Source organism: Micromonospora psammae, from assembly GCF_036902725.1.
In the GTDB taxonomy this organism is placed as follows: Bacteria; Actinomycetota; Actinomycetes; order Mycobacteriales; family Micromonosporaceae; genus Micromonospora.
The window spans coordinates 111746-131847 of the sequence record NZ_JBAKHM010000005.1 but is presented as its reverse complement, the minus strand read 5'-3'; the positions used below and the strand labels follow the sequence as shown (position 1 = coordinate 131847).

19 protein-coding genes are annotated in these 20102 nt (G+C 73.0%); 6 read left to right on the top strand and 13 right to left on the bottom strand.

The features are described 5' to 3' along the window. Positions 1–17: 17 nt before the first annotated feature. Positions 18–1199 carry a DNA integrity scanning diadenylate cyclase DisA gene (disA, locus tag V6U79_RS10550; protein ID WP_334614492.1) on the top strand — a complete coding sequence of 394 codons (1182 nt, stop codon included), beginning with the start codon at positions 18–20 and terminating at the stop codon, positions 1197–1199. A 12-nt stretch (positions 1200–1211) separates the two neighbouring features. Here the strand turns inward: disA and V6U79_RS10545 are convergent, their stop codons facing one another. The 3 genes from V6U79_RS10545 to V6U79_RS10535 all read right to left on the bottom strand — a co-directional run bounded on the left by V6U79_RS10545 (position 1212) and on the right by V6U79_RS10535 (position 3105). Then, entirely contained in the window at positions 1212–1925 is a 714-nt protein-coding gene (locus V6U79_RS10545; RefSeq protein WP_334521181.1) for a hypothetical protein, read from the bottom strand. A 107-nt stretch (positions 1926–2032) separates the two neighbouring features. Then, on the bottom strand, positions 2033–2596 hold the full coding sequence (locus tag V6U79_RS10540) for a peptide deformylase (protein WP_334614491.1): 564 nt from the start codon (positions 2594–2596) through the stop codon (positions 2033–2035). Continuing rightward, positions 2593–3105: a glycine cleavage system transcriptional repressor gene (locus V6U79_RS10535; RefSeq protein WP_334521187.1), complete on the bottom strand. Its 513-nt coding sequence runs from the start codon at positions 3103–3105 to the stop codon at positions 2593–2595. Before V6U79_RS10535 ends, V6U79_RS10540 begins: the two co-directional genes overlap by 4 nt. Before the next feature lie 96 nt (positions 3106–3201). On the opposite strand from V6U79_RS10535, the gene V6U79_RS10530 reads away from it, so the two are divergent. After that, complete coding sequence (locus V6U79_RS10530; protein WP_334614490.1) at positions 3202–4107, top strand: iron-sulfur binding domain-containing protein; 906 nt, start codon at positions 3202–3204, stop codon at positions 4105–4107. A gap of 389 nt (positions 4108–4496) precedes the next feature. Here V6U79_RS10530 and V6U79_RS10525 read toward each other — a convergent pair whose 3' ends face one another. The 3 genes from V6U79_RS10525 to lysS all read right to left on the bottom strand — a co-directional run bounded on the left by V6U79_RS10525 (position 4497) and on the right by lysS (position 9409). Then, a complete protein-coding gene (locus V6U79_RS10525; protein ID WP_334521193.1) occupies positions 4497–7028 on the bottom strand; it encodes an ATP-dependent Clp protease ATP-binding subunit in 2532 nt (843 codons plus the stop codon). 422 nt (positions 7029–7450) lie between these two features. Next, positions 7451–7795: a histone-like nucleoid-structuring protein Lsr2 gene (locus V6U79_RS10520; RefSeq protein WP_334521196.1), complete on the bottom strand. Its 345-nt coding sequence runs from the start codon at positions 7793–7795 to the stop codon at positions 7451–7453. A 105-nt stretch (positions 7796–7900) separates the two neighbouring features. Continuing rightward, positions 7901–9409, bottom strand: a complete 1509-nt coding sequence (lysS, locus tag V6U79_RS10515; protein ID WP_334614489.1) for a lysine--tRNA ligase — start codon at positions 9407–9409, stop codon at positions 7901–7903. Positions 9410–9500: 91 nt separating this feature from the next. On the opposite strand from lysS, the gene V6U79_RS10510 reads away from it, so the two are divergent. Further along, complete coding sequence (locus V6U79_RS10510; protein WP_334614487.1) at positions 9501–10241, top strand: class I SAM-dependent methyltransferase; 741 nt, start codon at positions 9501–9503, stop codon at positions 10239–10241. 35 nt (positions 10242–10276) lie between these two features. Here the strand turns inward: V6U79_RS10510 and V6U79_RS10505 are convergent, their stop codons facing one another. The 7 genes from V6U79_RS10505 to V6U79_RS10475 all read right to left on the bottom strand — a co-directional run bounded on the left by V6U79_RS10505 (position 10277) and on the right by V6U79_RS10475 (position 17384). Next, entirely contained in the window at positions 10277–11035 is a 759-nt protein-coding gene (locus V6U79_RS10505) for a type III pantothenate kinase (RefSeq protein ID WP_334521205.1), read from the bottom strand. A gap of 80 nt (positions 11036–11115) precedes the next feature. Then, positions 11116–12012, bottom strand: a complete 897-nt coding sequence (nadC, locus tag V6U79_RS10500) for a carboxylating nicotinate-nucleotide diphosphorylase (protein WP_334614485.1) — start codon at positions 12010–12012, stop codon at positions 11116–11118. Positions 12013–12127: 115 nt separating this feature from the next. Beyond that, positions 12128–13822, bottom strand: a complete 1695-nt coding sequence (locus V6U79_RS10495; RefSeq protein WP_334521209.1) for an L-aspartate oxidase — start codon at positions 13820–13822, stop codon at positions 12128–12130. A gap of 73 nt (positions 13823–13895) precedes the next feature. Further along, positions 13896–14792 (bottom strand): septum formation family protein, encoded by an 897-nt coding sequence (locus V6U79_RS10490; RefSeq protein ID WP_334614483.1) that lies wholly within the window; start codon positions 14790–14792, stop codon positions 13896–13898. 191 nt (positions 14793–14983) lie between these two features. Continuing rightward, positions 14984–15409, bottom strand: a complete 426-nt coding sequence (gene panD / locus V6U79_RS10485) for an aspartate 1-decarboxylase (protein ID WP_334614481.1) — start codon at positions 15407–15409, stop codon at positions 14984–14986. Between the two features lie 33 nt (positions 15410–15442). Further along, on the bottom strand, positions 15443–16291 hold the full coding sequence (gene panC / locus V6U79_RS10480; protein ID WP_334614479.1) for a pantoate--beta-alanine ligase: 849 nt from the start codon (positions 16289–16291) through the stop codon (positions 15443–15445). A 115-nt stretch (positions 16292–16406) separates the two neighbouring features. Beyond that, positions 16407–17384, bottom strand: a complete 978-nt coding sequence (locus tag V6U79_RS10475; RefSeq protein WP_334614478.1) for a Rossmann-like and DUF2520 domain-containing protein — start codon at positions 17382–17384, stop codon at positions 16407–16409. 156 nt (positions 17385–17540) lie between these two features. On the opposite strand from V6U79_RS10475, the gene V6U79_RS10470 reads away from it, so the two are divergent. Genes V6U79_RS10470 through V6U79_RS10460 form a run of 3 tightly spaced genes read left to right on the top strand, consistent with a single transcriptional unit; the run spans position 17541 to position 20085 of the window. Further along, a complete protein-coding gene (locus V6U79_RS10470) occupies positions 17541–17858 on the top strand; it encodes a hypothetical protein (protein WP_334614477.1) in 318 nt (105 codons plus the stop codon). Between the two features lie 32 nt (positions 17859–17890). Then, the gene (locus V6U79_RS10465; protein ID WP_334614596.1) at positions 17891–18919 is read left to right on the top strand and encodes an SAM-dependent methyltransferase; all 1029 of its coding nucleotides are present in this window, start codon (positions 17891–17893) and stop codon (positions 18917–18919) included. Beyond that, the gene (locus V6U79_RS10460; RefSeq protein WP_334521227.1) at positions 18916–20085 is read left to right on the top strand and encodes an NADH-quinone oxidoreductase subunit D; all 1170 of its coding nucleotides are present in this window, start codon (positions 18916–18918) and stop codon (positions 20083–20085) included. Before V6U79_RS10465 ends, V6U79_RS10460 begins: the two co-directional genes overlap by 4 nt. The last annotated feature ends 17 nt before the right edge of the window (positions 20086–20102 follow it).

Below are 20102 nucleotides of genomic sequence, written 5' to 3'. Positions count from 1 at the left end.
GTCCGTAGACTGTGCCCGTGCCGATCGACCGCGATACCACCAAGCCTGCCGGCGCGCCGCCCCACGCCCGCACCGCTGCCGTGGGCTCGCCCGCCCGTGCGATCAGCGTGAGCGTGACCGGGGGCGCCGGCAGCGCCGGTGACCCGCTGCGGGCGAACCTCGCCCTGATGGCGCCCGGCACCGCGCTGCGCGACGGGCTGGAGCGGATCCTCCGCGGCCGCACGGGTGCGCTGATCGTCCTCGGTTACGACAAGGTGGTCGAGACGATCTGCACCGGCGGTTTCCCGCTCGATGTCGAGTTCTCCGCCACCCGGGTCCGCGAGCTGTGCAAGATGGACGGGGCGGTGGTGCTCTCCAGCGACGGCACTCGCATCGTCCGGGCCGCCGTGCACCTGATGCCCGATCCGTCCATCCCCACCGAGGAGTCCGGCACCCGGCACCGCACCGCGGAGCGGGTGGCCCGGCAGACCGGCTACCCGGTCATCTCGGTCAGCCAGTCCATGCGGATCATCAGCCTCTACGTCAACGGGCAGCGGCACGTGCTGGACGACTCGGCGGCCATCCTGTCCCGGGCCAACCAGGCGCTGGCCACCCTGGAGCGTTACAAGCTCCGGCTGGACGAGGTCTCCGGCACCCTCTCCGCGCTCGAGATCGAGGATCTGGTCACCGTACGGGACGCGGTCGCGGTGGTGCAGCGGCTGGAGATGGTCCGCCGGATCGCCGACGAGATCGCCGGCTACGTGGTGGAGCTGGGCACCGACGGCCGCCTGCTCGCCCTCCAGCTGGACGAGCTGATGGCCGGCGTCGACGCCGACCGCACCCTGGTCATCCGCGACTACCTGCCCTCCGGCCGCAAGTCCCGCACCCTGGACGAGGCGCTGGTCGAACTGGACCTGCTCGGCGCCACCGAGCTGATCGACCTGGTCTCGGTCGCCAAGGCGATCGGCTACCCCGCCGCCTCCGACGCCCTCGACGCGGCGGTCAGCCCGCGCGGGTTCCGGCTGCTGGCCAAGGTGCCCCGGCTGCCGGTGGCGATCGTCGACCGGCTGGTCGTGCACTTCGGCAGCCTCCAGCGACTGCTCGGCGCCACCGTCGAGGACCTCCAGGCCGTCGAGGGCGTCGGCGACGCCCGCGCCCGGGGCGTACGGGAGGGACTGTCCCGGCTCGCCGAAGCGTCCATCCTGGAGCGCTACGTCTGACCCGGCCGCCGCTCAGCCGGTGATGGTGAGCTTCACCGGCTCGCTGAGCTTGGTGCCGACCCGGGCGAAGACCTGGTACGTCCCGGCCGGCGGCACAGGGCCCGCCGCCACGCCCTTGGCGCACCGGCTGGCGTCCATCCCGTTCCAGGTGAGCTGGTAGGTGCGCTCGAAGCCCGGGGTGAAGGACTGCGGGTCGGAGCCCTTGCCGGTGCCGCAGGTGTCCGACGACCAGACCTTCTCGGCGCCCGACTTCACGAAGAGCTCCTGCACGTCCGCCCCGACGTCCCGGCTGCAGGTGCGCTGCGACCGGTTCTTCACCTTGAGGGTCAGGTCGACGGGAGCGCCCCGCTGCGCCTCGCTCGGCAGCGCCACCGAGGAGACCGTGATCTCGGCGTCCGTGCAGGTGCCGTCGTCCACGGCGGCCGGATTGGCCGGCACGGCGGGCGGCGGCGGCGCGCTGGTCGGCGCCGGGTCGGCCGCCGAGCCGTCCGGGGCACCCGAGGAATCCGGCGCGCCGGACGATTCCGGGGACGGCGCGGTGCCGGTCGGCGACGCCCCGACCGCCGGGGCGGACGGCGCCGACCGCGCTCCCGGTGTGGTGGTGGTGTCACCCGACCGGTTGCACGAATACAACAGGACAATCAGGAAGAGGAGCCCGGCTCCGAGTACGACGGCGCGACGCCGCCAGTACACGGCGGATGGCAGGGGACCGACCGTCAGACGCATGATGCCCCCACCGTAGCGGCGCGGCACGCGGAGATCCCCCGCGACGCGCCGGACCTCGCTCGCCTCACCCCGACGTCCTTCCACTCACGACAGTCGCCCGGGTCGACTCACAGGTAGACCTTGCGCTGGTAGACGGCGTGCGCGCCGGCCACCCGGTCCAGAAAGAGGAGCCCGTCGCAGTGATCGATCTCGTGCTGCAACGCGCGGGCCTCGAAGCCGTCGGTGACCAGCCGGACCGACTCACCGGTGCCGGGCAGCTCCCCCTCCACCACCAGCCGACTCGCCCGCTTCACGTCACCGGTGAGGTCGGGCACCGACATGCAGCCCTCCCGGGCCAGCTTCCACCGGGTCGCCTCGACCACCCGCGCGTTGCAGAGCACGAAGACCCCGTGCAGCGTGACCGACTTCGGATGGCCGGTGACGTCGACCGCGAAGACCCGGGCTCCCACCCCGACCTGCGGAGCGGCCAGGCCGACGCAGCCGGGTGACACCCGCATCGTGGCGATCAGGTCGGCGGCCAGCCGTACGGTCTCCGCCGAGGTGGGGTCGACCGCCTCGCCGGGCCGGCTCAGCACCGGATGCGGGGCGGCCACCACCGGGCGCACCTCGCCCGGCACCGCCAGCACCGCCGGCGTCCAGTCACCGAGACCGGCGTACTCCTCCTCGCTCACAGCAGGTCCGGGTCGGCCGGCCGGAGGGAGACCCCGACGCCCAACTCGGCGGCGGCCCGGGACAGCCGGCCGGTTAGCTCGTCGGCGCTGCCCGGCGGGAGGTCCACTTCGGCCACCACCACGTAGAGCGAGCCGGCGAGCCGGGTACTCAGGTCGGTGACGTTGCCGCCGGCGTCGGCGAGCACCCGGGTCATCGCCGCCACGATGCCCATCCGGTCCGCACCGTGCACCGCCATCACGTACGGCTCGCCGGCGGGCGCCACCTCGCCGTCGGGGGTGACCGCGCGTACGGTGGCCAGCAACTGGCCGTCGGCGGCGAGGGGGGCCAGCGCGGCCTCGACCTCGGCGGCGGCCGGGCCGACGCAGATCAGGGTCATCGCGAAGTGACCCCGGAGCCGGGTCATGGTGGAGTCGGTGAGGTTCGCGCCGAGCCGGGCGAGCACCTCGGCGACGTCGGCCACGATGCCGGGCCGGTCCCGGCCGATGACGGTGATCGCGAGCTCGTTCATCCGGGCATTCTGCCCGATCACCACCGGTCAGCCGCGCCGCCCCGCCCGGGCCGCCCAACGTGCGGGACCGCGCCCCGTGACATCATCGGCGGCGCGATGACTGAACCCACTTTCGCCACCCGGGTCAGCCGGTGGTACGAGGAGAACGCCCGCGACCTGCCCTGGCGGGAGCCCGGCGTCGGCGCCTGGGCCATCCTGGTCAGCGAGGTGATGCTCCAGCAGACCCCGGTGGTCCGGGTGCTGCCCGCCTGGCACGCCTGGACGACCCGCTGGCCGACGCCGGCCGCGCTGGCCGACGACACCCCGGCCGAGGCGATTCGGATGTGGGGGCGGCTCGGCTACCCCCGCCGCGCGGTACGGCTGCGCGACTGCGCGGTGGCGGTGGTGGAGCGGCACGGCGGCGAGGTGCCGGACCGGTTGGACCAGCTGCTGGCGCTGCCCGGGGTCGGCACGTACACGGCCCGGGCGGTTGCGGCGTTCGCGTACGGGCAGCGGCACCCGGTGGTCGACACCAACGTACGGCGGGTGGTGTCCCGGGCGGTCGCCGGTGAACCGGACGCCGGACCGGCCACCCGGCCGGCCGACCTGGTCGCCTGTGAGGAGCTGCTGCCCGCCGAGCCCGCCGCCGCCGCGCTCGCCAGCGCCGCCTTCATGGAGCTGGGTGCAATCATCTGCACGGCCCGCTCGCCGCGCTGCGCGGTCTGCCCGGTCGAGTCGGTCTGCCGGTGGCGGGCCTCCGGCCACGAGGCGCCCGCCGGGCCGACCCGCCGCCCCCAGCGGTACGCCGGCACCGACCGCCAGGTGCGCGGGCTGCTGCTCGGAGTGCTCCGGGACGCCACCGGCCCGGTGCCGCACCAGCGGCTGGACCAGGTGTGGACCGACGACGTGCAGCGGTCGCGGGCGCTGGCCGGGCTGGTGAAGGACGGCCTGGTCGAGCCGGTCGGCGAGGAGTCGTTCCGGCTGGTGGGCGACGGCGGCCCCGCCCCGCTCCCCCTCCCCTGACCACGCCCACCACGCCGGGGCCCGGGCCCCGGCAGGCTGGTTCCCCCACTTGCGGCGTGTCGCGGCGTCCTACGCGCCGGACACCCCGACACACCGCAAGTCGTGCCGGCCCGGACCGTCGGGCAGGCCGGTCCGGCTCGGCCCGGCGCTGGCTCCCGACCCCGCTCTGGCGGCGTGTCGGGGTGTCCGGTGCCGAGGAGACCGCGACACGCCGCAAAGCGTTCCGATCACGGTGTCGGCCGCCCAGGACCGGCCGCAGAGCGGGCCGGGCACGCGGCCGATCCTGGGCGGGTCGGGCGCGCGGCCGGTCCTGGGCGGATCGGGCACGACGAAAGGCGGCGGCCCCGGAGGCTCTCGCCGTCCGGGGCCGCCGCCCTCGTGCTTCGTCCTTACTCGTCCGCCCCCGCGGTGGCCGCGCCACCGAGGTCGGCCGGAACGGCGTCCGGCACCTCGGCCGGCCGGTCCGAACCGCGGAAGACCAGCTTGGACTTGTCGATGTCCTCCGGGTCGCCCTCGCAGTCCACCACCACGATCTGACCCGGGGTCAGCTCGTTGAAGAGGATCCGCTCGGAGAGGTTGTCCTCGATGTCGCGCTGGATCGTGCGACGCAGCGGACGGGCGCCCAGCACCGGGTCGAAGCCCTTCTTCGCCAGGTACTTCTTGGCGTTGTCGGTCAGCTCCAGACCCATGTCCTTGTTGCGCAGCTGCGTCTCGATCCGCTGGATCATGATGTCCACGATCGAGAGGATCTCGCCCTGGCGCAGCTGGTGGAAGACGATGGTGTCGTCGATCCGGTTCAGGAACTCAGGCCGGAAGTGCTGCTTGAGCTCGTCGTTGACCTTCTGCTTCATCCGGTCGTAGGTCGACTCGGAGTCCTCGGAGGCCTGGAAGCCCAGCGAGACCGCCTTGGCGACGTCGCGGGTACCGAGGTTGGTGGTCAGGATGATGACCGTGTTCTTGAAGTCCACGATCCGACCCTGACCGTCGGTGAGCCGACCGTCCTCCAGGATCTGGAGCAGCGTGTTGAACACGTCCGGGTGGGCCTTCTCGATCTCGTCGAAGAGGACCACCGAGAACGGCCGACGCCGCACCTTCTCGGTCAGCTGCCCGCCCTCGTCGTAACCGACGTAGCCGGGAGGGGCACCCACCAGGCGGGACACCGTGTACCGGTCGTGGAACTCGGACATGTCCAGCTGGATGAGGGCGTCCTCGCTGCCGAACAGGAACTCGGCGAGCGCCTTGGAGAGCTCGGTCTTACCGACGCCGGACGGGCCGGCGAAGATGAACGAGCCGGACGGCCGCTTCGGGTCCTTCAGGCCGGCCCGGGTACGCCGGATCGCCTTCGAGACCGCCTTGACCGCGTCCTCCTGGCCGATGACGCGCTTGTGCAGCTCGTCCTCCATGCGCAGCAGGCGCGAGGTCTCCTCCTCGGTCAGCTTGTAGACCGGGATGCCGGTCCAGTTGCCGAGCACCTCGGCGATCTGCTCGTCGTCAACCTCGCTGACGACGTCCAGGTCACCGGCCTTCCACTCCTTCTCCCGCTGCGCCTTCTGACCGAGGAGCTGCTTCTCCTTGTCACGCAGCTGGGCGGCGCGCTCGAAGTCCTGCGCGTCGATCGCGGACTCCTTGTCGCGACGCACCTGGGCGATGCGCTCGTCGAAGTCCCGCAGGTCTGGCGGCGCGGTCATCCGGCGGATGCGCATCCGGGCACCGGCCTCGTCGATCAGGTCGATCGCCTTGTCCGGCAGGAAGCGGTCCGAGATGTACCGGTCGGCCAGGGTCGCGGCAGCCACGAGCGCGGCGTCGGTGATCGAGACCCGGTGGTGCGCCTCGTACCGGTCGCGCAGGCCCTTGAGGATCTCGATGGTGTGGGCCAGCGACGGCTCACCCACCTGGATCGGCTGGAAACGACGCTCCAGGGCGGCGTCCTTCTCCAGGTGCTTGCGGTACTCGTCGAGCGTGGTGGCGCCGATGGTCTGCAGCTCGCCACGGGCCAGCATCGGCTTGAGGATGCTCGCCGCGTCGATCGCGCCCTCGGCGGCACCCGCACCCACCAGGGTGTGGATCTCGTCGATGAACAGGATGATGTCGCCGCGGGTGCGGATCTCCTTGAGCACCTTCTTGAGGCGCTCCTCGAAGTCACCGCGGTAGCGGGAACCGGCCACCAGGGCACCGAGGTCGAGCGTGTAGAGCTGCTTGTCCTTGAGCGTCTCGGGCACCTCGCCCTTGATGATCTTCTGGGCCAGCCCCTCCACCACGGCGGTCTTGCCGACGCCGGGCTCACCGATCAGGACCGGGTTGTTCTTGGTACGGCGGGAGAGCACCTGCATGACCCGCTCGATTTCCTTCTCGCGCCCGATCACCGGGTCGAGCTTGCCCTCGCGGGCGGCCTGGGTCAGGTTGCGGCCGAACTGGTCCAGCACGAGGCTGGTCGACGGCGCGGCCTCGCCCGGCGCGGCGCCCGCCGCGGCCGGCTCCTTGCCCTGGTAGCCGGAGAGCAGCTGGATCACCTGCTGGCGGACCCGGTTGAGGTCGGCGCCGAGCTTGACCAGCACCTGGGCGGCGACGCCCTCACCCTCGCGGATCAGACCGAGCAGGATGTGCTCCGTGCCGATGTAGTTGTGGCCGAGCTGAAGCGCCTCACGCAGCGACAGCTCCAGCACCTTCTTGGCCCGCGGCGTGAACGGGATGTGCCCGCTCGGCGCCTGCTGACCCTGGCCGATGATCTCCTCGACCTGCTGGCGGACGCCCTCGAGGGAGATGCCGAGGCTCTCCAGGGCCTTTGCCGCGACGCCTTCACCCTCGTGGATGAGGCCCAGCAGGATGTGCTCCGTACCGATGTAGTTGTGGTTGAGCATCCGGGCCTCTTCTTGGGCCAGGACGACAACCCGTCGCGCTCGGTCGGTGAACCGCTCGAACATGCCCTCGTGCTCCTCACGTGCCGTGCGCCTTGATAGCCAAGATCTTGGCGGGGCCGGTGCGCGGACGTCCAGGACGGGCGTCCGTGCCTCCTTACTCTATCGCCGCCGACCGACTCCGCTGAGGTCGTGTGTCCCCGCGACGAGCCGTTCTGACGTCGTTTTGACCAACCATCCGCGCTCAGGAGGTGTTCCGGGACCCCGACCTGTACGCGCAGAGCGAAATTCGCCCGGGGCGCGATCGGCCCTCCGGCGGCCTGGTGGCCCATCCACAGGCTGTGGACGAAGTCTCCACCGGTTGTGGACAACGCCTCCCCCAGGTGAAAACTTCCCGCCGGCCGAGGCCCGTCCGGGGCACCCCGGAAACGGCGACGCCGGCCCGGAGTGGTGCTCCGGCCCGGCGTCGGGTCGCCTGGTCGTCCCGGTCAGCGGGACGCGTGGTACTCGTCGACGATCTCCTGCGGAATGCGACCCCGGTCGGAGATCTCCTTGCCGTTCTTCTTGGCCCAGTCCCGGATCGCCTTGTTCTGCTCGCGATCGGCCGTGGCGCCGCCCCGGCCCCGCGCCGCCCGGCCGCCGACGACCACGCCACCCCGACCCACCCGGGTGCCGTGGGCGATGTACTGAGCGAATGCCTCGCGCAATTTGGCGGCGTTGGAGTTCGACAGGTCGATCTCGTACTGAACGCCGTCGAGGGCGAACTTGACGGTCTCGTCCGCGTCCCCGCCGTCCAGGTCATCGACCAGCTTGTGAATGATCTGCTTGGCCACGTCCCACATTCCTTTCGAGCAGGGTGCTCCTGCAATGGAAGCACAATAACCCGCCCGATGCTCGGCGCGTCAATGGGAGGCGGTAACGACCCGGAGAAGCTTCCGTCACTCCGGGCGGACCAACGGGAAGAGGATGGTTTCCCGAATTCCCAGGCCGGTGAGCGCCATCAGAAGCCGGTCGATTCCCATTCCCATACCCCCGGCCGGCGGCATTCCGTACTCCATCGCCCGGAGAAAGTCCTCGTCCAACCGCATCGCCTCATCGTCGCCGCGAGCCGCCAGCTGCGCCTGGGCGACCAGCCGCTCCCGCTGCACCACCGGGTCCACCAGCTCGGAGTACGCCGTGCCCAGCTCGAAACCGAGCACGTAGAGGTCCCACTTCTCGGCCAGCCCCGGCTCGCTCCGGTGGGCCCGGGTGAGCGGGCTGGTCTCCTCCGGGTAGTCCCGGACGAAGGTCGGCGCCTGCAGGCCCGGCACGACCAGCTCCTCGAACAGCTCCTCGGCCAGCTTGCCCGGCCCCCACTTCGGGTCCACGGAAAGACCGACCTTCTCGGCGTACTCGACCAGGCGGGCCCGGTCGGTGCGGACCGTGACCTCCTCGCCGAGCGCCTCGGAAAGCACCCCGAACAGCGTCACCGAACGCCACTCGCCGCCGAGGTCGAACTCGCGCCCGTCGGCGTGGGTGACCACGGTCGAGCCACTCACCGCGATCGCCGCCTGCTGGACGAGATTGCGGGTCAACTCGGCCATGGTGTCGTAGTCGCCGTAGGCCTGGTACGCCTCCAGCATGGCGAACTCCGGGGAGTGCGAGGAGTCGACTCCCTCATTACGGAAGTTGCGGTTGATCTCGAAGACCCGGTCGACCCCGCCGACCACGGCGCGCTTGAGAAACAGTTCCGGCGCGATTCGCAGATACAGATCGGTGCTGAGTGCATTGCTGTGGGTCACGAATGGGCGGGCCGCCGCGCCACCGTGCAGCAACTGAAGCATCGGGGTCTCGACCTCGATGAATCCCTTGCCGTGCAACGAGTCGCGCAGGCTGCGGACCGCCGCCGCCCGGGTACGGACCATCTGCCGCGCCTGCGGCCGGACGATCAGGTCCACGTAACGCTGGCGGACCCGCGCCTCCTCACTCAGCGGCTTGTGGGCCACCGGCAGCGGGCGCAGCGACTTGGCGGTGACCGCCCACTCGTCCGCCAGCACCGACAGCTCGCCCCGGCGGCTGGTGATCACCTCACCGGTCACGCCGACGTGGTCGCCGAGGTCGACCAGGCGCTTCCAGTCGTCCAGCCGCTCGGCGCCGACCCGGTCCAGGGAGAGCATCGCCTGAAGCTCGGTGCCGTCGCCGTCGCGCAGGGTGGCGAAGCAGAGCTTGCCGGTGTTCCGTACGAAGATCACCCGGCCGGTGACCGCGACCCGGTCGCCGGTGGCGGTGTCGGTGGGCAGCTCGGCGTACTTCTCGCGGATCTCCGCCAGCGTGCTGGTGCGGGGAAAGCCGACCGGGTACGGCTCGACGCCCTCGGCGAGCATCCGGTCCCGCTTCTCCCGGCGGACCTTCATCTGCTCGGGAAGGTCGTCGGCGGGGTCGACTGGAACGGCGTTCTGCTCGGTCACGGCACGCTTCCTCAGAAGGGAGATATCGGCGGGGTCAGTCCCCGAGCGTACTCAAGCCCCCAGGAGGCCGTTACCGGATAACGTGCCAGCCATGACGGACCCCACTCAGGCCCTCTCGTTCGGGGCGGCCGCCGCCGACTACGACCGGTTCCGTCCCCGGTATCCCGAGGACGCCCTGCGCTGGGCGCTGGACGGGCTCACCGCGCCCGCCCGGGTGGTCGACCTGGGCGCCGGCACCGGCATCCTCACCCGCGGCGTGCTCGCCCTGGGCCACCAGGTGGTCCCCGTCGAGCCCGATCCGGGGATGCGGGCCCAGCTGGACGCGGTCACCCCCGGCGTCACCGCCCTGGCCGGGACCGCCGAACGGACGCCGCTGCCGGCCGGCACCGCGGACGCGGTGCTGGTGGGGCAGGCGTACCACTGGTTCGACCGGGAGCGGGCGCACGACGAGATCGCCCGGGTGCTCCGGACGGGCGGGACGTTCGCCCCGATCTGGAACACCCGGGACGAACGCGTCGACTGGGTGGCCGAGCTGGGCCGGATCGCCCACCTGGGCGACACCGTCGGCGACCTGATGGGGCAGGTACGCGACTTCGGCCCGGCCTTCGGTGCCGTGGAACTCGGCGAGTTCCCCCACCTCGCCACCCTCGCCCCGGACGAGGTGATCGGCATGATCAGGACCCGCTCGTACCACCTCACCTCGGCACCCCGGCAGCAGCGGCGGGTCGAGCGGGAGTTGCGGGAACTGCTCGCCACCCACCCGGACCTGGCCGGGCAGGGGACCGTCGAGCTGCCGTACCGGACGCTGGTGTTCCGGGCCCGGCGGCGCTGACGCCAGGCCCGGCCCCGCCCCGGCGGCGGCCGGGGTCAGGTGTTGCGCTCGTAGACCATCCGCAGGCCGATCAGGGTGATCATCGGCTCGTGGTGGGTGATGGTGCGGCACTCACCGATCACCACCGAGGCGAGACCGCCGGTGGCGATCACCGCCTTCACCTCGCCCAACTCCTCGACCATCCGCTCGACGATCCGGTCCACCTGCCCGGCGAAGCCGAAGTAGAGGCCCGACTGGAGGCACTCCACGGTGTTCTTGCCGATCACCGAGCGGGGCTTGGTCGCCTCCACCTTGCGCAGCTGCGCCGCCCGGGCGGCCAGCGCGTCGAAGGAGATCTCGATGCCCGGAGCGAAGGCGCCGCCGAGGAACTCCCCCCGCCCGCTGATCACGTCGAAGTTGGTGGTGGTGCCGAAGTCCACCACGATCGACGGACCGCCGTAGAGGGTGTACGCCGCCAGGGTGTTGACCACCCGGTCGGAGCCCACCTCCTTGGGGTTGTCGATGGCCAGCTGCACACCGGTGCGCACCCCCGGCTCGACGATCACGCTCGGCAGGTCGGCGTAGTAGCGGCCCAACATGGTCCGCAGCGAACGCAGCGCGGCCGGCACGGTCGAGCAGGCCGCCACCCCGGTGATCTCCACGGCGTCACCGGCGAGCAACCCGCGGAACATCAGCCCGAGCTCGTCCGCGGTGGACCGGGCATCGGTCTTGATCCGCCAGGAGTGCACCAGCTTGTCGCCGTCGAAGGTCGCCAGCACGGTGTTGGTGTTTCCGATGTCGATGCAGAGCAGCACACGCGCAGCCTAGACGCCGCCGGTGAGCGCGAGGAGCGAGCCGGCCCCGCGAACCGCAGCGGCCCGGGCGCGCGACGGCCTCACTCCACCCGCAGGTCCAGCGCGATGTCCAGGATCGGTGACGAGTGGGTCAGCGCGCCCACCGACAGGAAGTCCACGCCGGTCGCCGCGTACTCCGCCGCGACGTCCAGGGTGAGACCACCGGTCGCCTCCAGCTCGGCCCGGTCCCCGACCCGCGCCACCACCTCGCGCAGCATCTCCGGGGACATGTTGTCCAGCAGCAGGAAGTCCGCGCCGGCCCCGACCGCCTCCACCGCCTCGGCGACCGTGTCCACCTCCACCTGCACCGGCACGTCCGGGAACGCCTCCCGGACCCGGTGGTAGGCGGGCGCGACGCCGCCGGCGGCGAGCTTGTGGTTGTCCTTGATCATGGCGACGTCGTGCAGGCCCATCCGCTTGTTGGTCCCCCCGCCGGCCCGCACCGCGTACTTCTCCAGGGCGCGCAGGCCCGGCGTCGTCTTGCGGGTGTCCAACACCATCGCCTTCGTGCCGGCGAGGGCGTCCGCCCAGGCCCGGGTGTGGGTGGCCACCCCGGACATCCGGCAGAGCAGGTTGAGCGCCGTCCGCTCGGCGGTGAGCAGCAGCCGGGTCGGGCCGGTCACCGTGGCCAGCACGTCGCCGCGCGCCACCCGCTGCCCGTCGTGCGCCACCAACGACACCTCGACGGTACGACCCACCCCGGTCACCTCGCCGACCAGCTCGAACACGGCCGCGGCCACGGCCAGCCCGGCCACCACGCCGTCGGCGCGGGCGACCAGGTCGGCGGTGTCGGTCTGCGTGTCGGGGATGGTGGCCACGCTGGTCACGTCGAGGAAGTCCGCACCCAGGTCCTCGGCGAGCGCGTCGGTGATCACCCGCCGCACCCGCTCCGGGTCCAGCCCACCGGCCCGCAACGTCCGCTCCGTCGACTCGATCACGGCACTCTCCTCACTTCGCGACTGCGGGGCTCGCAGGAACGGCTCATCCCTCACGCTCACCGGACCACCTTCGTTCGCGACTGCGGGGCTCGCAAGAACGGCTCACTCCTCGCGCTCACGCTGACTCCTCCCACCGCTGCGCCAACCGGTCCCGTGCCCCGATCGCCTCGACGAGGTGGCCCCGCCACCGCTCGTCGGCCGTCGGGAAGTCCTCCCGCCAGTGACAGCCCCGGGTCTCCTGGCGGGCGTAGGCGGCGGCGACCAGGGCCGACGCCACGGTGATGAGGTTCGTCGCCTCCCAGTCGGCGGTGCACGGCGTGCCCCGGCCCCGGCCCAGCTCGCCCAGCGTGACCGCCGTCCCGGCCAGCGTCCGCGCCGATCGGAGCACCCCGGCGCCCCGGGTCATCGCCCGTTGCAGGGCCGGCGTGCCGCCGGCCGGCACCACCCAGCCCTCGCCCCCCACCCAGGCGCCCGTCTCCGCCGGTTTCGCCTGCTCCGGCAGGCCGGCGGCGATGTCCTCGGCGATCCGGCGGGAGAAGACCAACCCCTCCAGCAGGGAGTTGCTGGCCAGCCGGTTGGCGCCGTGCACGCCCGTGCAGGCCACCTCGCCGCAGGCGTACAGGCCGGGGATGGAGGTCCGGCCGCGCAGGTCGGTGCGGACGCCGCCGGAGGCGTAGTGGGCGGCCGGGGCGACCGGGATCAGGTCGGTGGCCGGGTCGACGCCGATGGCCAGGCAGGAGGCGACGATGGTCGGGAACCGCCCGGCGAGGTGGTCACCGCCGAGGTGCCGGGCGTCCAGGTACACGTGGTCGGCGCCGGTGGCCAGCAGCACCCGGTGGATGCCCTTGGCCACCACGTCCCGGGGGGCCAGCTCGGCCAGCTCGTGCTGGCCCACCATGAACCGCTTGCCGTCGCCGTCGACCAGGTGGGCGCCCTCGCCCCGCAGCGCCTCGGAGACCAGCGGCTGCTGGGCCCGGCCGGCGCCGGGCACGCCCGCGCCGGCCGGGGTGATCAGCGCGGTCGGGTGGAACTGGACGAACTCGACGTCGGTCACCGCCGCGCCGGCCCGCAGCGCCAGCGCCACCCCGTCCCCGGTGGAGACCGCCGGGTTCGTGGTGGCCGAGAAGACCTGTCCCATCCCGCCGGTGGCCAGCACCACCGCCCGGGCCAGCAGCGCGCCCACGCCGTCCTCGCTGCCCTCGCCGAGCACGTGCAGGGTGATCCCGCAGGCCGGGCCGAGCCCGTCGGGGCCGTCCCCGGGGGCGCGCAGCAGGTCCAGCACCAGGGCGTGCTCCACCAGCCGGATCCACGGGTCGCGCCGGACCGCCGCGTGCAGCGCCCGCTGCACCTCCGCCCCCGTGGCGTCGCCACCAGCGTGCACGATCCGGTCCGCCCGGTGCCCACCCTCCCGGGTGAGCATCAGCGAACCGTCCGGGTTGCGGTCGAACTCGGCGCCGATGCGCATCAGCTCGCGCAGCCGGGTCGGGCCCTCCTCCACCAGCACCCGCACCGCCGCCGGGTCGCAGAGCCCGACCCCGGCGACCTCCGTGTCGTACGCGTGGGCGGCCGGGGTGTCGGCCGGGTCGAGCACGGCGGCGATGCCGCCCTGGGCCCAGCGGGTCGAGCCGTCGTCGATGTTGACCTTGGTGACCACGGTGACGTGCAGACCCGCCTCGCGCAGGTGCAGCGCGGCGGTGAGCCCGGCGACCCCGGACCCGACCACGATCACGTCGGTGGTCTCCACCCAGCCGGGCGCGGGAGCGGCCAGCAGTCGGGGCACGGCCGGCAGGTCGACGGTCGGAAGGTCCATGAGCACAGTCAACCCGAACGGCCCTCACCACGGGCGGCGGGGGCGGGACGAGTGGTATCGGCTACGGCGTCCGCTACTTCGTCCGTACCGGCATACCGGCCGGTCCGGCACCCTTCAGCGACGCGGTCACCGTCCGGTCGCTGAGCCACAGGTAGCAGCGGACCCCCCGGTCGCCGACCCGCCAGCGGCCGGGACCGGGTGGGCGTACCACCACGCCACTGCGGAAGCGCAGGTCGGCGTCGTCCGGCACACCGACGTACCGGCCGAGGGCGGTGCGGCAGCCGGTGTAGAGCGGCGCCCAGTCGGCGTCCCTGGCCGGGTACGGCCGGTCCGGCGCCTTCCACACCCCGACGAACTCGGCGTCGTGCCGGGTCTCGCAGGCCACCGGGATCAGGGTCTGCACCCCGCGACCACGGCCGGACCGGCTCTGCTGGCAGCCCAGCCGCAGCGGGGACGCCCCCTTCAGCGCGTCGCGCAGGCTGCCGGTGCGGGTGACCACGACGGCGGCCGTCTCGACGGTGTTCACCTCGCTGAGGTCGCAGCGGTACCAGCGGGCCCCGGCCGCCCAGCCCGGGACGGTGGGCAGCGCCACGGCCAGCCGCAGCCGCCCGGCCCGCCAGTCGTCGCCGACGTAGCCGGTGGCGCGCGTGTCGCACTCGGCGAACGCGCCCCGCAGCTCGGGCGAGCCGGTGGCCGGCCGGGTGGCCCGGTCGGCCGGGAACGCGCCGACGTGCACGGTCTCCACCCGGTGCGCCACCGCGCAGTCCACCGGCGCGTACGCGTCCAGCCCGACGGTCTCGGTGAAGTCCGCGACCTGGCACACCCCGGCTGCGGGGGTGAACGGCCCGGCGGCTGCCATGGCCTTCCAGTCGTCGGTGAGGTCCCCGTCGGTCCCGCCGCCCGCACCACAGCCGGCCAGCAGGGCCCCCGCGACCAACCCGGCGACCGTGGTCGTCATCGCTCGGCGCATCGCGGCCTCCCCCAGCCGACGACCGTCAACCCGACGGTCCGCTCAGGGTAACCAAAAATGACCTTCCGGTGACAGACCGGATGTCCGCCCCACACCCGAACTCGTCGATCACGCAGTTGTGCTGGCGGACGAAAGCCGCCAACGGCTACGAATCGTCCACCGCAACTGCGTGATCGGCGGGGTGGGGTGGGTCAGTTGAGGAGGGCGAGGGGGTTGGGGGTGGGGGTGCCGGCGGTGCCGGGGGCGGCGGTGGCGGGGTCGGCGCCCAGGGCGACGACGCGGTTGTCCGCGTCGACGTGGACCACCCGGGGCTGGTACGAGCGCGCCTCGGCGTCGTCCATCTGGCCGTACGAGATGAGGATGACCAGGTCACCGGGGTGCACCAGGTGCGCGGCGGCGCCGTTGATGCCGATCACGCCGCTGCCCCGCTCGCCCGGGATCACGTACGTCTCCAGCCGGGCACCGTTGGTCACGTCCACGATCGCCACCTGCTCGCCGGGGAGCAGGTCGGCGGCGTCGAGCAGATCCTGGTCCACGGTCACCGAGCCGACGTAGTGCAGGTCGGCCTGGGTCACCGTGGCCCGGTGGATCTTCGACTTGAGCATCGTCCGGAACATCGGGGTGCCTTTCAGCAGGTGTGGTGGAGGAGGTCAGGAACGGGGGGCGAGCCGGATCGCCAGGTTGTCGATCAGCCGGGTACCGCCCACCCAGGCGGCGATCAACAGCCGCGCCGGGCCGGCCACCGGGCCCGGCTCCAGGTCCGGGTCGGTGAGCACCAGGTAGTCCAGCTGGGCGCCCGGGGCGGCCGCGCCGAACGCCCGGTGCGCGGCGGCCAGCACCTCCCCGGCGTCGCGCCCCTCGTCGGCGACGGCGGCGCCGGCCCGCAGCGCGGCCGACAGGCCCAGCGCGGAACGCCGCTCGTCCGGGGAGAGGTAGCGGTTGCGGCTGGACAGCGCCAGCCCGTCCGGTTCCCGGACGGTCGGCACGCCGACCACCTCCACCGGCACGTCCAGGTCGCGGGCCATCCGCCGGACCAGGGTGAGCTGCTGGTAGTCCTTCTCGCCGAAGAAGGCCAGGTCCGGCCGGGTGAGCTGGAGCAGCTTCATGACCACGGTCAGCACCCCGTGGAAGAAGCCCGGACGGCTCTGCCCCTCCAGGTCCTCGCCGAGCTGACCCGGGTTCACCCGGACCAGCGGCTGCCCGTCCGGGTACATGTCCGTCGCCGACGGGGCGAAGACCACGTCGGCCCCGGCCCGGCGGCAGATCTCCAGGTCGTCGTCGAGGGTGCGCGGATAGCGGTCGAAGTCCTCGTTCGGCCCGAACTGCAACGGGTTGACGAAGATCGTCACCACCACGTGGTCGGCCCGCTCGCGGGCCGACCGCAGCAACGTCTCGTGGCCCGAGTGCAGCGCACCCATGGTCATCACCACGCCGACGGTGCCCTTCAGCCCGTCCCGCGCCGCCGCCAGCTCCGCCCGGGTGTGCACCAACTCCGTCACGGGATCACCTCGGTTCGCGACTGCGGGGCTCGCAAGATCGGCTCACTCCTCACGCTCACGCCCGTCACCTCGGTTCGCGACTGCGGGGCTCGCAAGATCGGCTCACTCCTCACGCTCACGCCGCCACCTCCCGGTGGATACCCGCCAACACGTCCAGCAGCGATTCCGCGTCCACCGGCCGCAGCCGGCCGGCCGCGATCGCCCGGTCGGCACTACGACGGGCCAACGCCAGATAGGGGGCGACGGATTCCGGCGCCGTCTCCGCCAGCCGGGCCAGGTGCCGGCGTACGGTGCCCGCGTCACCCCGGGACACCGGGCCGGTCAGCGCGTCGTCGCCGAACCGGAGCGCGTTCTCCAGGGCCGCCCGCAGCAGCGGGGCGAGCACCTTCTCCGGACTGGCCACCCCGGCGTCGCGCAGCCGGTCGGCCGCCTCGTTGACCAGGGTGACCAGGTGGTTGGCGCCGTGCGCCAGGGCCGCGTGGTAGAGCGCCCGGTCGGCCTCCCCGATCCACTCGGGCACCCCGCCCAGGTCGGCGACGAGCCGGGCGGCGAGGGGGCGCAGCTCCGCCGGGGCGGTCACCCCGTACGAGATGCCGGCGAGACGGCCCAGGTCGTCCGGCGTACCGGTGAAGGTCATCGCGGGGTGCAGGGCCAGCGGCCGGGCACCCACCGCGGCGGCCGGGGCGAGCACCGCCAGGCCGTGCGCGCCGGAGGTGTGCGCGACCACCTGCCCGGGACGCAGCGCACCGGTCTCGGCCAGCCCCGCGACCACGCCGGCGAGCGCGTCGTCCGGTACGGCGATCAGCAGCAGGTCGGTGGCGGCCCGGGCCACCGAGGTGGCGGACCGGTTCCGGGCGTCGGGCAGCAGCAGCGCGATCCGGGCCTTGGCGGCGCCGGAGACCCCGGAGGCGGCGACGACCCGGTGGCCGGCGGCGGCGAGCGCCGCGCCCAGCACGGCACCGACCCGGCCGGCGCCGATGATGCCGACGGTCAGGGTGCGGGAAAAGGCGAGCGGGGCGCCGACAGGGGCGCCGCCCGACGGTGCGGCGGCCCCGCGCGGGGCAGCCGGGCGCGGGCGCAGCGGTGCGCTCATGGCATCGATCCAGTCCTCGGAGGGGGTACCGGTCGACCGCAAGTATGCGCCGGGGTCAAGGAACGAAAACAGCATGTGTGAAAACCTTCACCGGCCGTGGCCGGGGGCGGTTCGGCAGGCCACTTTGAGCTGCCGCGCGGGGCTACGCTGCGGCCGGTGACAGAGCGGATCGTCGTCGACGAGAACGGGATCTGGACCGAAGGCGGCCACGGCGTCGTCGGCTACCCCTGGACGGAGATCACGGACGTCGGGGTGTGCGTCCTGGTGCTCCCGCCGGACGACCAGAAATTCCTCTACCTGGACGTCAGCCACTCCTCCGGTGAGTTCCTGGAGCTGAACGAAGACCTCGACGGGTTCCCCGAGGCGGTGCGGGCGGTCGCGGCCCGCGCCGGCCGACCGGTCCCCGAATTCGACGAGTTCCGGGCCTCGGCCGGCTGCGTCGAGATCTACCGGACCCGTACGGTCGGCGGGTGACCTTCTCCGACCGGCTGCCCTGGCGGGACGCCATGGACCGGGCGCTCTACGGGCCCACTGGCTTCTTCGTCTCCGGGGCCGGGCCGGCCGCCCACTTCCGCACCAGCGTGCACGCCACCCCGGCCTTCACCACAGCCCTGTTGCGCCTGCTCACCCAGGTCGACGTCGCCCTCGGCCACCCGGCAGTCCTCGCCGTCGTCGACGTGGGGGCCGGTCGCGGGGAGCTGCTGCGAGCGCTGCTGGAGGCCGTGGCCCGTCCGTCGGCCCCCGCCGACCCGACGCCCGCCGCCCCGGTCCCGCTCGCCGACCGGGTACGGCTCACCGCGGTGGAGAAGGCCCCCCGGCCCGAGGACCTCCCCGGGCGCATCGAATGGTCGGACCACCTCCCCCACGGGATCACCGGGCTGCTGCTCGCCACCGAGTGGCTGGACAACGTCCCGCTGGACATCGCCGTACCCACCGCCGGCGGCTGGCGGTACCTGCTGGTCGACCCGGCCACCGGCGAGGAGACCGTCGGTGAGCCGGTCGACGCCGCCGACGCCGACTGGCTCGACCGGTGGTGGCCCACCCCGACCGGGTCGGCGTCCCGGGCGGTCGGCGAGAGGGCCGAGATCGGAAGGACCCGGGACGAAGCCTGGGCCGACGCCGTCCGGCACGTCGACCGGGGACTGGCGCTGGCCGTGGACTACGGACACCTTCGCGACGGGCGGCCGTGGCACGGGACGTTGACCGGGTACCGGCACGGGCGGCAGGTGCCGCCGGTGCCCGACGGGTCGACCGACGTCACCGCGCACGTCGCCATGGACTCGGTCGCCTCCGCCGGTGAGCGGGTCGCCCGGTGTGCGTACTCCCTGGTCTCGCAGCGGGAGGCGCTGCGGGCGCTGGGGGCCGACGGCGGCCGACCGCCGCTCGGCCTGGCCGCCCGCGACCCGGCCGGCTACGTCCGGGCGCTGGCCGCCGCGTCGGCGGTGGCCGAGCTGGCCGACCCGACCGGCCTCGGCGGGCACTGGTGGCTACGGCAACCGGTCGGCGTCGACCCGACCCCGTTCATGGCACGATGACGGGCATGACCACCGACGCCGGCGACCTCCGCCAACTGACCGTCGGCACCGGCGCGGGCGGCGAGCAGCTCGGCGCCGACATGGTGCTCAACATCGGCCCGCAGCACCCGTCCACGCACGGCGTGCTCCGGCTGAAGCTGGTCCTCGACGGCGAGCGGGTGGTCTCCGCCGAACCCATCGTCGGCTACATGCACCGGGGCGCGGAGAAGCTCTTCGAGGTCCGCGACTACCGGCAGATCATCGTGCTGGCCAACCGGCACGACTGGCTGTCGGCGTTCTCCAACGAGCTGGGCGTGGTGCTCGCCGTCGAGCGGCTGATGGGCATGGAGGTGCCGGAACGGGCGGTCTGGCTGCGGATGGCCCTCGCAGAGCTGAACCGGGTGCTCAACCACCTGATGTTCCTCGGCTCGTACCCGCTGGAGATCGGCGCGATCACCCCGGTCTTCTACGCCTTCCGGGAACGGGAGACCCTCCAGGCGGTGATGGAGGAGGTCTCCGGGGGCCGGGTCCACTACATGTTCAACCGGGTCGGCGGGCTCAAGGAGGAGGTGCCGGCCGGCTGGACCGGCCGGGCCCGCGCCGCGATCGGCGAGGTCCGCCGCCGCCTGCCCGACCTGGACAACCTCATCCGGCGCAACGAGATCTTCCTGGCCCGCACCGTGGGCGTGGGGGTGCTCTCCGCCGCCGACGCCGCCGCCTTCGGCGCGTCCGGCCCCGTCGCCCGCGCCTCCGGCCTCGACCTGGACCTGCGCCGGGACGAGCCCTACCTGGCCTACGACCAGCTGGACGTGCCGGTGGTCACCCGCACCGCCGGAGACTGCCACGCCCGCTTCGAGGTGCTGCTCGACCAGGTGTACGCCTCGCTCGACCTCGCCGAGCAGTGCCTGGACCGGGTCGACCGGCTGACCGGGCCGGTCAACACCCGGCTGCCCAAGGTCGTCAAGGCGCCCGAGGGGCACACCTACGCCTGGACGGAGAACCCGCTCGGCATCAACGGCTACTACCTGGTGTCCCGGGGGGAGAAGACCCCGTGGCGGCTCAAGCTGCGCACCGCGTCGTACGCCAACGTCCAGGCGCTGGCCACCCTGCTCCCCGGCTGCCTGGTGCCCGACCTGATCGCCATCCTCGGCTCGATGTTCTTCGTGGTCGGCGACATCGACAAGTGACGGCCCGGTCGCCGTCA